Here is a 15,327-nt window from a genome sequence, read left to right on the forward strand (position 1 = left end):
GAATCATAAATCGAAATGTGTAATTAGAGTGGCAACTGTGGATATTTTTCGAAGTAGAAAATTTACAGGTGAAGAACCCTGGGCATCTAAATTAATCGCCAATATGAATGGCATTACTACCCGGTTGCATTGGACTGATAAGCCTTATGTTTGGCATATCAATGATGGACAAGAAGTTTTTGCTGTACTCGATGGCTGCGTGGAGATGTTTTTTAAAATAGAGGGAAGGATAGAGTCCACCCTGTTGGAGCCTGGTGATATATTTTATGCTTCTGAAGGCACTGAGCATGTGGCACATCCTATCGGAGAGGCCCGCATTTTGGTAGTCGAGTCTGAGGGTAGTATTTAAGGGGAAGTTTATGTCCTGCTGGGCCTTAAAGAAGACATTACACTCGAAATATACTGTGAAAGCATCCCTGTCGGCTCACAATTGGGATCTGCATTCAAGCGATCTCTAGCGTAAGGTGTCTGCTTTTTCAGGATGACTGTATAGGTCGATTTCTTGTCATTTAAATACCAATATTACTGAATGTAAAGCGGTAGAATCAGTAATATTGGAAAGTGACTGTAGACTGTATAGGGCTAGGTATAAATAGACGATAAATTGAAAAATATCAATTGGGCTAATTTTAATATCCAGCTTATCCGATATGAGGTTCATACTGCTCGTCTGCAGATTTTATTAGATGGTACTAATTACAATACTTCAGGTAGTTTTAAGAGGTGAAATGGGTCGGAGTTATGAACAGATATTGAGAAAATAAGGCTCTTAGATCTATTTGGTGCAGTTCCTGCCCATGGAAGATGTAGTGAAAGTTATTTTCGTTCGAATTTCCAATTAAAAACTACAAAGAAACGTCATACTCACGCTACTTGCTGTACCGATGGTACTTTCAGGAAAGGTGACATTTCTGAACGTGAAACGGTACAGTTTAGCTAATGAGAAAATGCAATCGTCGATAGCCTCGTCGTAATTTTTATTTCGGTAAGTTCAATGTAGAATTTTTCAGGCAGACGTTCCCAAGCAACCATGAATATATGGTTGTTAAAGATGTCGTTTTTATCTGTAAATCAGAAAACACGACTGAGAAATCAGGCAGGTATTACAATGATGGTTTCGGAGCCTCACACCGTGGCCTTGAAATCTCTATGATTAGCGTCACTGACCTGAAGTCGAATACTGTTAATGCCATGGATGCCCAGCAGGTACTGTACGAAGAAGGTTTATCTCAAATTGAGCTATATACTCACCATACTTTCTAATATATACCAAAATTCCTTTATCTAAATATTAATTATCTTGCTGCAGATACTTTCTACACCAGGGCGAAATATATTTTGGTCATTATTTCAGTCAGGTTAAATCTCGTTGTTAAGTAGCGATCTGACGCTGACTTGCGGTAGCTGTATGAAAGTGCTTACAGCAGCACAGGTTGACCAAGAAGATACGATGGAACGGTTGACTTTGTTGCCAATTTGAGTCGTTTTAAACATGTTGGCGCTCCGAATAATATAATTGAGGTTTACGCAAAGACTCCTATGTCAGCTTATTGAAAAGAGCTACTCGGGTTGTGATGCTAAAGTTTATTAATGGCGACAAAGATGATCGCTCACTGCTGTATTCGACAGGCGCAGAACTGGATGACCTATTGCAAGTCAAGATTTCAAATAGAATTTTCATTTAGAGATGCCAGACAGTATCCAGGTCTAATCTACTGCCAGTCATCACGAAAATAGGCTATCAATCTACAGGTAAATGCAGCATTGACATTCCTAAATTTAAATAAAATAGAAGAAATAGACGAAGCAACGGTTATTAAATTGCCTGTTGGAAGCGCCATAAGTTTAACTGGCATCTCATGGACATAATTTTCAACGACTTAGATCTGGGGCTAAGATGTGAAAAAATTGCCAGTATTTACGAACTGCATAGTGATTACGGGGCTATAGGCGGATAGCGCGATCCGAAGTATCACGATTTAAGACTAAGAAGATAGTCCTGCTGTGGTTCCGAGGGGCTGCTATAACAGTTTTGTTTCATCGATAACCTTAACAACTAAGACTTGAGTATGGCTGATGATGGAGATGGCAATGTGGTAAATTACCTGTCAACAAATATCAGCGCGGCTCTGGTTGTTGTCGACATGCAAAACGATTTTTGTTGCGCGGGGGGCTATTACGACCGTAGGCGACAGGGTTCCAGCAATATTGAGCTTGAAACTCCGTCACCAAGTAGAGATTGGAGTCCGCGGATCATCCGCAAAGGTGATGATCTGAAAAAGGTAGTTAATAATATTATTTTATCTATGAGGGTTGCCAAAGAGAGAGAGATTCCTGTTCTTCTGTTGAAGACAGTTATTAAGCCAGATCATAAATATCGTAATTCTTTTCTTCGTGGCGAGGAAAATAGAGGTAGGTGTCACTACCCGTGTAAGTTAGGTACTTGGGGTGCGGAAATAATAGAGCCTATTTGGCAGATGGCAGAAGAGGGTGTAGTTGTAGTTGATAAGCATGTTTATAACGGCTTTGTTGGTACCTCCCTGGAAGAGGAATTGCTAAGTTTAGGGGTTGATACGGTTTTTATTGTTGGCGTGGAAACACACATATGTGTCCTGGCTACTGCGCAAAGTGCTTCATTTCGCTTCAAGACGTATGTTTTGGAAGATGCTGTTTGGAGTGCCAATTGTGAGCTTGCTAAGCATGCACTTTCAATATTTAAAGATGGTTATGGTTATATCGCTGACCACAAGATTTTGTATTTTGTGGGGGTATCACATGGCTCGCCATAAACAATATTTTAGAGTTGGTTTATCTTGAATATAGTTTTCTGTCTAAACTATTTCGAATAGCTTGCCATATCCTAAAAATTTTGCGCAGTTTTAGGCGGTAAAGCAGGTCGGTCCTTGGGTAGGCCCTGAGGAAAATAAGGTTCGATCCTTCCGGGTACCTCGCTAAGATAGTAAAACTGTCAAGCGAGGTTAAGTATGAAAACAAAAAGTACACGAAAGAAATTCAAGCTGGAATTCAAGAAAGGTGTCTGAGCTCTAGTCTCTGAGCAAGGATATTCATTTTTTAGGACTGCAGAGGCTGTAGGAACCAATACCAGCAACCTGCGACGTGAGGTAAAGCAGTTGTGTATGGAGATAATTTCTTTCATGGGGAGGTTGTCTTCCTGTCGATATTACTAATGAGCCCACTCCCCGATCTCTGAAGACCTTTTGCTCTGCTGGCGCGTCAGTATCCTATGCATTGGCACTACTTCAGTGACCCCCCGGTGGGGATTAACCTTAAACAAGGCGGCCTCGGTGTGTAGCCATTTTTTTTATCGTGTTAGTTTTTTGTTTGTCCTTATCAGTGCAATTTAAGACGGGGATTCATTGCACGGTTGGCCTTGCTAAGTAAATAGAGCAGTATGGCCTTGGGCCAGCCGTGGATCGCCGCCAAGTGCATTTGGTAAAGGGAGTGGTAGGCCAAACTGGCAATACGGCCCTCAAGAGTAAGGTTTCTTCTTACAAAAGGACCCCTTAAGTTTCCTACAGCAGTGTTTGTACTAAGAGAAACAAGCGAACCACGATCCCGGTAATAGAAGTGCCCCAGGGATTTATTTTCTATCAGGGCGATCAGGTTGCTGGAACAGAGCTTGGCCATCTGTTGCGCAGCTAGTGCACGTGATGGTACACGCTGCTTGTTACCGTCGATACAGCTGGCACAATCCCCTATAGCAAAGACATTGGGGTCATTTTTGCTTTGCAGGGTGGTTTTCACCTCTACCTGGTTGAGTTGGTTGGTGAAGAGACCATCCAGCTGAGTGAGGAACTCCGGTGCCTTAACCCTGGTGACCCAGGCTCGAATTGCTGCTGGTATTTCTCTGCCGTCATCGGTAGTGAGGCTGTTGGCACTGACACTGGTAATATGGGAGTTAGTAAGTACACGAACCCCCATTTTACATAGTTCGCACTCGGCGCTTTTGCCCAATTTTACCGGTAATCTCGGTAGTAGATGAGGCTCGGCTTCGATTAAGGTAATGTCAATGGCACCGGTATGGATACGCCCATATTGACCAATCTGTCTAATAGCCACCACCAGCTCGGCAGAAAGCTCGACCCCGGTACAGCCACCGCCGATAATAGCAATTTGTAATGTCCTATCGGGGTGTGTTTCTAGACATAAAAAGTAATCGAGCAGTTGCTTGTGAAATTTGTGTGCCTGCTCAATGCTGTCGAGAGGAATGCAGTGCTCGCGCACCCCTTGTGTATTGGAGTCATCGCTTATGCTGCCAACACAGATCACTAGATAGTCGTACTCTAGCTCGCGCGGAGGTATTAGCTCGCAGCCTTTGTCATTCAGCACCGCCCCTAGGGTCAAAATCTGGCGCTTCCTGTCGAGGGATTGCAGTGAGCCGAGCTGGAATTCATAGCCATTAGAGCTGGCGTGAATATGGTAGTTAAGAGCATCCATGCTGGTATCTAATGTGCCAGTGGCCACCTGATAGATTAGGGGCTTCCAGATATGGGTGCGATTCTTATCGACTAAAGTGATCTGAACAGATGGGGCCTTACGCTTAAGCCCAAACATCCGACTGGAATTAAAATGGCGTCCAAGTCGAGTTGCTAAATGAAGGCCGCTGGCTCCGCCACCGATGATCACAATCTTTTTCATGAAGGTTGGTCATCCTGTTTATTACTTAAAAAGTTGACTCACTAATCTTTTTATAACTCTTGTTGTATATAGGTGCTTGTCGGTGTGAATTTTGACGTCATAAAACTCAGAATTAACGGCGATAAAGTAATTTAGGCTAGTACGGGATTATCACACTTGGCTGTGTTCCGCTTCGTTATCGCGGGTAAGTAACTGCCGTCATTAGCCATTTCTACGCAGGTTTACCTTTGGGTGTGGCTTCTCATTGCTACTGATCACATCAATGATAGAGGCTTGGCTGCAACTCTCTACGGTAGTGCGCACACACAGGGCTCCACTTTGTCTGCCGCCTCTGCAGCGAACAGGCCACCACAGTCCTATGGATCTATGAACAGGGCCCAATGTCGCAGGGATTGCCATTCTTGCAGGTTTTATTCAAAAGCCGCGATACAGGTACGCGCCCAGCAACGGGTTAGTAGCCCACATTCACAACGCTATGGCGTGGGCGTGGGAAATCTATCTCTATTGAGTAGACGCCAACCTTTTGGATAGGGTAGGAAAAAAATGGTGAAAATACAGAGTGAAGAACATGTATATTGAATACACAAGAGATTTCAAAGTTAGAGTGGTAGTTCTCATTAATCAACTGAAAGTAGAGAAGGCAAATTGGTCGAGAGGCCCAGCCGTAGAATAAGTATGACAAAGGCAGCGAAATCTCAATCTCAATCTCAATCTCAATCTCAATCTCAAAATGATGATAATGAGATAAAATGTTTAAGAAAATAGGTTAAGAAATTATAGAAGGAGGAAGCTTCCCTAAAAAGTGGGAAGTATTTCTGAAAGATTCGCGTGGGCAGCCCTTAATCCGTAGGGAATTGGTGTCAGGTACCTATGTAGATATTTGAGCGATTCACCCCAGGAGTTTTATAAGTGGCTTCACCGTGATGAGAGTGATCGAGACATAGAAAATTGGCGAACTCTAGAAAGCACTTTCTCTCATGAGAATGCTATAGAAGGAGCGCGCGTAGCTTCCTACTGTGAGTATGAGTCAGTTAAATATACAACTTGGCTTCAGGTACTATAAAGGAATTATTGATTTTCTGAGCTAAGAATAACTAAGCTGTATTAGTTCAGACCAAATCTGACACATCCTCTTGAAAAAGAGGGGTTTACCGGTTTTGATGAAGGTGCCTAAACCTAAAAGCAAAACCAAGGATAAACCCCATGATCCATACTAATGATCGCATCATCAAACACAAGACCGGATTGCTAAATCTGGCAGAAGAACTCGGCAATATCTCCAAAGCTTGCAAGATGCTGGGTGTGTCGAGAGACACTTTCTATCGCTATAAGGAAGCCGTTTCAAGTGGCGGTGTGGACGCCCTTCTTGAGAAGAACCGGCGTGTGCCCAACCACAAGAACCGTGTTGACACAGTCATTGAAGAGGCCGTGTTAACTTATGCCCTCCAAGAGCCTGCCCATGGGCAGGTTCGAGTTTCCAATGAACTGCGTAAACGCGGTGTATTTGTGTCCCCTAGTGGCGTTCGGAGTATCTGGTTACGGCATGACCTGGCTAACTTCAAATTGCGATTAAAGGCACTTGAGGCCAAGGTCGCTGAGGAGGGACTGATCCTCACAGAGTCACAGGTTCAGGCTTTGGAGAGAAAACGGCATGATGATGAAGCCTGCGGTGAAATTGATACTCAACACCCAGGTTATCTGGGCTCTCAGGATACCTTCTATGTAGGAACCTTTAAGGGCGTCGGACGTGTTTACCAACAAACCTATGTCGATACCTATGCAAAGGTGGCTCATTGCAAGCTGTACACCACCAAAACGCCAATCACTGCGGCGGACCTCCTGAATGACCGTGTACTACCGTTTTATGCCTTACATGATCTACCAGTGCTGCGTATCCTAACTGATCGCGGTACGGAGTATTGTGGCAAATTGGAACAGCACGACTACCAGTTATATCTAAGTGTGAACGAAATAGAACACACTAAGACAAAAGCCAGACATCCACAAACTAATGGAATCTGTGAGCGCTTCCATAAGACCATTTTACAAGAGTTCTACCAACCCTCATTACGCCGCAAGATCTATGGATCAATAGAAGAGTTACAAACGGATCTGGACGAGTGGCTCACATATTACAATAATGAGAGAACTCATCAGGGTAAGAAGTGTTGCGGTCGAACACCGTTAGCAACTCTTGAAGATGGAAAAAGCATCTGGAAGGAAAAGCTCGTAAACTGAATTTGACCTGACAGAGCATCTCCTGAGAAACCGGTAACTGTCAGATCAAGTCTGAACTACTACAACTAAGCCTCTGTACGCATTCTCCTTTCTATCGTTCCTTCCTATTAATTTTCCTTAAGATCTCGCATTTGTTTTTGTAGGCTTTCCGAATCTGTATTAATACTCTCTACCGGTTGCCCTGCGATAACAAGAACTTCGGGAAATAAGCGTCGTTTTCTTTTCTTTTTAAACTGCTGCACTGAATTCTCGGCTTGGGAACCGGCTCCATGTAAGGCAATGGGAATAACCGGAACAGACTTGCGCTTTAAAATTTCCTCAAGGTCTTTCAGAAATGGCTGCAACTCGCCATCTTCGCTGATTTTTCCCTCAGGAAAAATACAGAGTAATTCCCCATTTTCCAGGCTCTCCACTATGGTTTTGTAAGTGCGTTCACGGCTATTTGGATCATCGAGATCCAAGCCTATGGGAATGGCATCGCTCATATGCAAGATACAGCGCAGTAAGCGGGATTTATAGATTTTAGGATGTGCGATAAAGCGCACATAACGCTCGACGGTATCCGCTAATATTATTGGATCTAGAAAGCTGATGTGATTACTAATAATCAGGGCGGGTCCTTCCCTGGGGATTTGATCTAGTCCTTTCTGGTTGACTCGATAGAGGATTCGCGCAGGTAGCAATAGCAGCCCGCGCATGATGAACTCTGGCAGCTTGGCAAAAATCAGGGTGACCACAATCAGATTTAGTAAAGCGATAATGATGAAATATTTGGGAATAGAGATCTTTAGGATATCCAGGAAAGTGATACTCACGAGAGTAGCTGTCACCATAAATAACGCATTGACCATATTGCTGATTGCGATAATCTGCGAGCGGATCTTTACACTTGATCGGTCTTGGATCATTGCGTACAAAGGAACAGTAAAAATACCGCCAAAAATACCAAGTAGCGCCATATTGAGAAGGATCCAATAGGAACCATGATGGTTAAAAAATTGAGTCGGGTTTGCGTTGGGAAGTGTTTGAAAACTATCGGATTGGAGACCCAGCGCTAATCCAGCGCAAGTGATGCCAATAGCACCCAATGGCACTAAACCCGATTCGATACGACCTCGGGATAGCCAGTTGCACAGCAACGACCCCAAGGCAGTGCCTACAGTGAGGCTGCTCAGTAAGAACGTGATAACATCTTCGTTTCCACCAAGAGTATCGCGGGTAAAGTTGGGAATCTGCGCAAGGAATGCGGTGATTGTCAGCCAGAACCAGGAAATAGCGAAAATGGAGTAAAACACTGGAGGTGTTTGCCATGCCAAGTACATGACACGTATGACGTGTGCCACCGGGTTCCAATTGATGTGCAGTTTAGGGGATGAAGGCGGGGCTTTGGGAATTGCGCAGCTTGCCAGAAAACCAATGAGGGCCATGAATATCAAAATGACCGCGATAAATGTCAATCCGTGTTGGCCGGGATGGGTAAATCCGACCAATATAGTGCCGACAATTGTTCCGGTCAGGGTACCAATAAAGGATCCCATTTGGATCAATGCATTGCCAGCAAGTAGCTCACTTCTATTTAATTGCTGGGGTATCAGGGAAAACTTTGCCGCACTGAAAAGTGTTGAGGATGTGCCATAGCAAAAAAAGACCACCAGGCTCAGGGCATAATGCTGGGTAAACATCGCAATAATTCCCACGATACCTATGCCTATTTCGGTCAATTTGTAGATTCTGATGAGCTTACTTTTATCGAACTTATCGGAGATTTGTCCTGCCAAGGAGGAAAAGAGGAAGTAGGGAAGAATCATTAGGCTAATGGCAATATTGATCAGCGTGTTAGCTTCCTCTTCAGCCATACGAAATGCCAGTATGACTATTAACCCATTTTTGTACATATTACGACTGAAAACTGCAACAATCTGGGTTACAAACAGCGGCAGGAAACGCCGCGTACCGAGCAGCTTAAACTGGTTTTGAGCCATTATTTATCGCTCTTGTGGGCAGTGCTCCGCATGGTGGCTGTGGCGCTATAGATTGCTGGTTAAAGGCTCAATGAAGCCTATGGCAGCTATGGCATTTTGGCTGAAATCCGAATCTGTACCTGAATATAGCGAATTCAGTAAACTGCCCGAAGTGTTGTAATTAAATTCTACGGTATAAAGCTCAGGGACTGATGGAAATTATCGGTTTGGATAAAGGTTTTAAGTTAGGATAGGTAATTCATGTTGGAATTAAGGCCAAATTGCGAGAGCTGTGATAGAGACCTACCACCGAGTTCAGAAGAGGCGATGATTTGTACTTACGAGTGTACCTTCTGCCGCTCCTGTGTTGAGGTGCTGCTAAAAAATGTGTGCCCAAACTGCGGGGGTAACTTTTGTTCACGACCGATTCGCCCGCAAAGTGCACGGCGCAGTGGGGTGGGCATCGAATATCAGCCTGCTTCAAAAAAGCGGGTGAATACGCCTTACAGCCAGGAAGAGATCCAAGTATTCGTTCAGCAAGTAAAAGGTATCCCGCCAGCGGACAGGTAAAAAGGTGACTGAAAGCATTTAGGTAGTTTCGAGCAATGCATTTCGGCAGGTCTATCTGTATCAAGCTGGGGTCATGCGGTTTCTTTATAGGGTGAGTTGTCCTCTGTAGTAAGCTTTGGGGCTGGCAATATTTTGTCTGACGCCTTAAGTTATATCGCCTTTTTTAGGGGGAAGTTAGAAGGATAACTATGACGAGTATCGTAGCGGATATCGGTGGGACCAACGCCCGATTTGCCATCGCCAAGCCTGTAGCAGAGGGTTACCAGCTGGAAGAACTCAAAGTCGTTGATTGCCAACGCTTCGAGGGATTTGATGCAGCACTACAGCACTGGCTCGATGGGTTAAACCAGCCGTGCCCGGAAAAGGCGTGTATTGCAGCAGCCGGTCCGCTGGAGATGACTCCAACAGGTGGAAAGGTTTATATGACCAATCTGGGCTGGACTATTGACGCCGGGGAGCTGGCGCAAGAGTTTAGCTTTCCCCACCTAGAGCTGATTAATGATTTTGCCGCCTTGGCTCAGTCTCTGCCCCGTCTGGCCGAATCAGATTACCAGGTACTGCGCGATACTCCCCGGCAGGCAGGTGCCCCTATGGCGGTGCTCGGTCCCGGAACCGGCCTCGGTGTTGCCGGACTGGCTGAAGCCGATGGCCGATACCATGTGCTGGCGGGAGAGGGTGGGCATGCCAACCTGACAGTCTCCACTGAGCGTGAATTGCAGTTGCTGCAAATCCTGATGAAAACCCAGTTACCCGTTTTCAATGAATGGGTTTTATCGGGCAATGGGCTGGTTAATCTCTATCGCGCAGTTTGCGAGCTGAACGGAGAGATTGCTGAGGACCTGACGCCCCCCGATATCAGCGCCCGTGGCCTTGAAGGTTCAGATCCGCTGTGCCGTGAAGCTCTGATAGATTTCCTCAATTTCCTCGGCAGTGCGGCCGGGGATGCGGCTTTGTATATGGGCGCGCGTGGCGGGGTATTTTTGGGTGGTGGTATACTGCCCAGGATCGCTGAATTGCTACCTGAGAGCGAGTTTGAGCAGCGTTTCCTGACGAAAGGGCGTGTCGCTCAATGGATGGAGGCCGTTCCGGTATACGCGTTGAATGCGGGTTATCAGGCCTTGATTGGCGCTGCAGTACAGCTTGAGGGGTAATTGCCCGGTACTTTTGTTGGGTTATGGCCTGACAAACGTGTATTAAATACACCTGTGATTGATCTCACACTTTTTCCCGTCTCCTCCCCCCTCGGGGGAGGATGTTATGGATTAGGGGCCGCCCTAGGATGCAGGGTCTCAACATAACGATAAGTCCAGGGAGAAGATGATGAGTCTATCCAATAAAGGTAAAGGGGCGCTCAGACCCACTTTGCTATCTGCTGCCATCGCGGCCTCCGTGTCCACCTCGGTTGGGGCCTATGCGCAGGAGCAGGAAACACTGGAAGAAGTAACAGTTACCGGTATTCGCACCAGCGTTTTGGACTCCGTTGAAGCCAAGCGCGCCGCCGATGTTGTGGCCGATGTGGTAGATGCGGGCGCTCTGTCATCTCTTCCCGACCAATCAATCGCCGATGCCCTGGGTCGTCTGCCCGGCGTAACCACCGTGCGATCCAACGGTCAGTCCTCACAGCTAAATATCCGCGGTATGAACGGCGACTTCCTGCAGACCACCCTGAATGGTCGTGAGCAGGCCTCTACCAGTGGTTATACCGAAAGTACTCGCTGGATGTCTTTTGACCAGTACCCTGCTGAGCTGATTAATCAGGCGGCGGTTTACAAGACTCCGAAAGCCTCTCATATTGAAGGTGGTGTAGCGGGCTCTGTAGAGCTGAAAACAGCCAATCCTCTCGACGCCGACAAAGAACACAACTTTAATGCCAATGTGCGTATGTCGTATAACGACGCAGCAGACGACGTCGGTGCCGACGAATTCGGTGAGCGCGTCACGCTGTCGTACATGGGTAAATTTATGGATGACAAGGTGGGCGTAGCCCTGGGTTATTCTCACCTTGAGCAGCCGAACAGCTTTGTAAAGTCCCGCACGGGTGCAGACGGCCAAATCGGTTATGAGCCGGGGAACGATTTCGATGGTGATGGCAGTGAAGATGCTTTACCGCGAGCGTTCCAGTGGCAATCCGGTGATGGTACCGATACTCGTAATGGTTACCTGGCCAGCGTCGTTTTCGAGCCTACCGATAGCTTCAAGGCCCAGTTAGATTATTTTAAGTCTGACTTTGAGCGTGTTGATACTCGCCACGGTATTACGGTTGGTGGCCTGGCCAATACAAACTTTTACACCCTTTCCGATACCGAAGTGAATGGCGGTGTGGTTACCGATGGTACGGTAATTATTACCGACCCTAAGACAACTGATGATTCCAGCCCCTGGTTTGAATCCCGCTCTGAGGATCAATCCACCCAGGCTGACAGCGATAGTATTGGTCTGAACCTGGAGTGGAATTTAGGTGATCGCCACACCCTGGCCGTTGACTACTCCTACAGTAAGGGCACCAAGACGCGCAAGGACCAGATTGTGTCCATGCACGCTTACGACCTGACCTACGATGACGATGGTAACTTAGATACGTGGGAGGAAGCTGCTGGGCAGAGCTTTGCCTATTCCCTTAATGGCGACGGTATTCCCTCAGGCGTTTTCTCCGGTGTAGATTTCACCGATCTGGATACCATGCGTTTGTCGCGCTACGAAGAATACCCCCACGAGTACACTGATAAGGTTGAAGCCTTCAAGTTCGATTACAAGTTCGATTTGGAGTGGCGAGCCATTGCCTCTATTGAGGCAGGATTCCGTGTCTCTGAGCGCACTTTTGACTCTGAGCGTGGAGCCTTCCTTTACGGTAGCCGCGATGGCCAATTCAATGGCTACTGTGCGGATAACCTGTCCGACATCGATTGTGAGCCGCAACTACTGGACGGCTATGTCAGTGTTGAATCCACCAGCGGGATACCACAGTTCGTAGTCAACGATATGGATGCCCTGGCTTCCAGTATTTTTGGAGCCGGTAACTACGAAGGTAAAAAGGTATTTAGCCAGGACTGGACTTTCGTTGAGTCCGGGACGATGAAAGAGGAAGTTTTTGCCTACTACTTGATGGCCAATATCGATACTCAGCTGGGGAGCATTCCAGTAACTGGTAATTTCGGTGTACGGGTTGTTGAAACCGATGTGAAGTCCAGTGGTATCCAAAATGTGGGTGCTGGCAATGGTATCGAAATTACTGATGACGTGGGTGTAACTTCAGATAGCTTCGACTATGTTGAGTACGGCCCCGAATACACAGACACCCTGCCTTCCCTTAACTTGAACTTTGAGCTGACCGAGCAGGACTACATTCGCTTTGCTGCAGCTAAAGTGATGGGTCGTCCACCGGTTGGGCAGCTGAAAGGCGGCGCTGGTTCCTGGAACAGCGTTAATAACGAAACGAACGATACTGAATACAATGTATGGACCAAAGGTTCTCCCTACCTCGATCCTTTCCGTGCAAACCAGTTTGACCTGGCTTATGAGCACTATTTTGAAGATGGCGGTGCGGTAACTGCAGCCATTTTCTGGAAAGATATCGAAAGCCTGGTAGAAAAGCAGTATATCTACCTGGATAGCCAGGCAGATCGAACGGCGCTGTTTGATTCCCTGGGCATTGAAATTCCCGTTGGTCTGGAAGCCGGCGCTTTCGAAACTTACGTGAACAACGACAAGGGTGGTTATATTCGAGGCATTGAGCTTGCGGGTACCAAAACCTTTGATCAGCTGCCGGGTATTTGGGCTGGCTTGGGTATGACCGCCAGCTATTCATATACTGAGAGTGAAACCGAAGTGAGTGGCGGTAACCTCTATGGTGAAAACCTGCCGTTGCCGGGCCTCTCTGAAAATGTCTGGAGTACTACAGTATTTTGGGACATCGGTAATTTCAGCTCCCACGTCAATGTTCGCTATCGGGATGAATTTATCCTGATTATGCCGATACCGGGAGGCTCTACTCCGGCCTTAGCTGAGGCGTACACTACTGTTGATGCTCAGATATCCTATGCATTCGATAATGGTATCGATGTGGTTTTCTCAGCGAACAATCTTACTGATGAGGCTGATGTGAAATCATATGGAGTAGATGGCGTCCTCGGTGAATACACTGAGTTTGGGCGTCAGTTCTACCTCGGCTTGAATTATAGCTACTAAGTATCGCTGATTCTTTCGGTGTAAAACTGAAGGTGTGATAAGAAACCGCCCGCTGAGCTACGCTTGCCGGGCGGTTTTTTTTTTAATATTAAAGGGCCCGACAATAAGTGCGGTACCGAGTTTTTGAGAGTCGCCATGAGCAATCAACGCAAAAAAATAATTATTCTTGGCGGGGGCACCGCTGGCTGGATAACCGCTAATCTGATGGCGACCCATTGGCAGAATAAAGGGTTTGAAATCACCCTGGTGGAATCACCGGATATTGGAATTATCGGTGTGGGGGAGGGATCAACTCCGCCGCTAAAAGGTTTTATGGAAACTATAGGAGTTAGCGAATCTGAGTGGATGCCAGCTTGTAACGCTACTTACAAAGTGGGAATTACCTTTAGGGGTTGGTCGGTTAAACCGGGCTTTACCGAGTATGTTCATCCCTTTGTCGGCCAGCCTGATCAATTTACTATCCCGGCATTTTTTCATAATAGTTATCTGCGCAGGAAAGGCGTTGATTTGGAGGGACATCCGGATCACTTCTTTCTGGCCACAGAGATGATCCGGCAAAAATTATCTCCAGTCGCGCCGGAAAATTTCCCTTTTGAAATTGCCTATGGCTACCATTTTGATTCTGGTTTATTGGGCCAGTTCCTGCGTCGTGTTGCAGAACAGAAAGGCGTTCGCTATAAGGTGGCGACAGTGGCTGGCGCCATGCTCGATGCACAAGGGAATATTGATTACCTGAAAACTACTGATGGTGAGGTTCTCAAAGCGGACCTGTATGTGGATAGTTCCGGCTTTCGTGGAAGTCTTATACAACAATCCCTGAAGGTTCCTTTTATTAGTAGCGCTGAGAGTCTGTTTAACGATTCTGCGGTTGTATTTGCTACGGACCAGGAAAGGGAGTATGCACCGCACACTATTTCTACTGCGATGAAATATGGCTGGGCCTGGAAAATCCCCCTGACTAATCGCAATGGCAACGGCTATGTTTACAGCTCTCGTTTTGTCGACGATGACAAGGCAGAAACGGAATTTCGCGCTCACTTGGGTTTGCTGGACAGTGATGTCGAGGCGCGTAGATTAAAGTTCAAGGTGGGACGGGTTGCCCAACATTGGGCCAAGAACTGCCTTGCGGTGGGGCTCTCCCAAGGCTTTATTGAGCCTTTGGAGGCAACGGCGCTTGATATGGTTCAGGAGACTGTTGTGCGCTTTATAGAAGCCTATAACAATGGTGATCATACTGATACATATAGGGATGACTTTAATAATCGTATCAGCGCTCGTTTTGATGCGGTGCGGGACTATATCGTCTGTCACTACCGTATTAGTTCGAGAACAGATACGGATTATTGGATTGCCAATGGCACTAATGAAAAGATATCTCCCTCCCTGCGTTCAATCTTGATGTCCTGGATGGCAGGCAAGAATATTACTGATGAACTACTGGATCAAAAACTGGATGTCTATTTCCCGAATGTATCCTGGAATTGCCTGTTGACTGGCAAGGGTATTTACCCGGGACAGGAACAGTTACGTCCAGGTAATGAGTTTGCACACAAATATAAACTGGAAGAAATCAAGGATTTTAACCGCCGCTGTGCTCTGAACTTTATGCCGCACATGGATCAGTTAAATCAATTAAGGGTGAGGTAGAAGAAAATCTGGAATAGTGCTCGGGTTATCTCTGAGCACTATTCCACTTCAATCAGATAGGGAGGTG

9 protein-coding genes are annotated in these 15,327 nt (G+C 46.4%); 7 read left to right on the plus strand and 2 right to left on the minus strand.

Annotation, left to right across the window (positions count from 1 at the left end; genetic code table 11):
• Positions 1-37 precede the first annotated feature (37 nt).
• A complete protein-coding gene (locus ACJJIR_RS01780; RefSeq protein ID WP_444907112.1) occupies positions 38-349 on the plus strand; it encodes a cupin domain-containing protein in 312 nt (103 codons plus the stop codon).
• Positions 350-2,069: 1,720 nt separating this feature from the next.
• Complete coding sequence (locus ACJJIR_RS01785) at positions 2,070-2,789, plus strand: cysteine hydrolase family protein (protein WP_444907113.1); 720 nt, start codon at positions 2,070-2,072, stop codon at positions 2,787-2,789.
• Between the two features lie 562 nt (positions 2,790-3,351).
• On the opposite strand, the gene ACJJIR_RS01790 is transcribed toward ACJJIR_RS01785, so the two are convergent.
• Positions 3,352-4,659 carry an NAD(P)/FAD-dependent oxidoreductase gene (locus ACJJIR_RS01790; RefSeq protein ID WP_444907114.1) on the minus strand — a complete coding sequence of 436 codons (1,308 nt, stop codon included), beginning with the start codon at positions 4,657-4,659 and terminating at the stop codon, positions 3,352-3,354.
• Positions 4,660-5,862: 1,203 nt separating this feature from the next.
• Here ACJJIR_RS01790 and ACJJIR_RS01795 point away from each other — a divergent pair.
• The gene (locus ACJJIR_RS01795; protein WP_444905427.1) at positions 5,863-6,897 is read left to right on the plus strand and encodes an IS481 family transposase; all 1,035 of its coding nucleotides are present in this window, start codon (positions 5,863-5,865) and stop codon (positions 6,895-6,897) included.
• Between the two features lie 107 nt (positions 6,898-7,004).
• Here ACJJIR_RS01795 and ACJJIR_RS01800 read toward each other — a convergent pair whose 3' ends face one another.
• Positions 7,005-8,879: an MFS transporter gene (locus tag ACJJIR_RS01800; RefSeq protein ID WP_444907115.1), complete on the minus strand. Its 1,875-nt coding sequence runs from the start codon at positions 8,877-8,879 to the stop codon at positions 7,005-7,007.
• 240 nt (positions 8,880-9,119) lie between these two features.
• Here ACJJIR_RS01800 and ACJJIR_RS01805 point away from each other — a divergent pair, with 240 nt between their 5' ends.
• From ACJJIR_RS01805 to ACJJIR_RS01820, 4 genes are all read left to right on the plus strand, one after another.
• Positions 9,120-9,428 carry a DUF1272 domain-containing protein gene (locus tag ACJJIR_RS01805; RefSeq protein ID WP_444907116.1) on the plus strand — a complete coding sequence of 103 codons (309 nt, stop codon included), beginning with the start codon at positions 9,120-9,122 and terminating at the stop codon, positions 9,426-9,428.
• A 188-nt stretch (positions 9,429-9,616) separates the two neighbouring features.
• Positions 9,617-10,579 (plus strand): glucokinase, encoded by a 963-nt coding sequence (gene glk, locus ACJJIR_RS01810; protein WP_444907117.1) that lies wholly within the window; start codon positions 9,617-9,619, stop codon positions 10,577-10,579.
• A 169-nt stretch (positions 10,580-10,748) separates the two neighbouring features.
• Positions 10,749-13,613, plus strand: a complete 2,865-nt coding sequence (locus tag ACJJIR_RS01815) for a TonB-dependent receptor (RefSeq protein ID WP_444907118.1) — start codon at positions 10,749-10,751, stop codon at positions 13,611-13,613.
• A 135-nt stretch (positions 13,614-13,748) separates the two neighbouring features.
• Complete coding sequence (locus ACJJIR_RS01820; protein ID WP_444907119.1) at positions 13,749-15,260, plus strand: tryptophan halogenase family protein; 1,512 nt, start codon at positions 13,749-13,751, stop codon at positions 15,258-15,260.
• The last annotated feature ends 67 nt before the right edge of the window (positions 15,261-15,327 follow it).

Source organism: Microbulbifer maximicatervae (SeqCode) (assembly GCF_052467385.1).

Coding starts and splice junctions, on each gene's coding strand:
- ACJJIR_RS01820 (WP_444907119.1), top strand. CDS start 13,749: ATGAGCAATCAACGCAAAAAAATAATTATTCTTGGCGGGGGCACCGCT.
- glk (WP_444907117.1), top strand. CDS start 9,617: ATGACGAGTATCGTAGCGGATATCGGTGGGACCAACGCCCGATTTGCC.
- ACJJIR_RS01790 (WP_444907114.1), bottom strand. CDS start 4,659: ATGAAAAAGATTGTGATCATCGGTGGCGGAGCCAGCGGCCTTCATTTA.
- ACJJIR_RS01805 (WP_444907116.1), top strand. CDS start 9,120: ATGTTGGAATTAAGGCCAAATTGCGAGAGCTGTGATAGAGACCTACCA.
- ACJJIR_RS01815 (WP_444907118.1), top strand. CDS start 10,749: ATGAGTCTATCCAATAAAGGTAAAGGGGCGCTCAGACCCACTTTGCTA.
- ACJJIR_RS01795 (WP_444905427.1), top strand. CDS start 5,863: ATGATCCATACTAATGATCGCATCATCAAACACAAGACCGGATTGCTA.
- ACJJIR_RS01800 (WP_444907115.1), bottom strand. CDS start 8,879: ATGGCTCAAAACCAGTTTAAGCTGCTCGGTACGCGGCGTTTCCTGCCG.
- ACJJIR_RS01785 (WP_444907113.1), top strand. CDS start 2,070: ATGGCTGATGATGGAGATGGCAATGTGGTAAATTACCTGTCAACAAAT.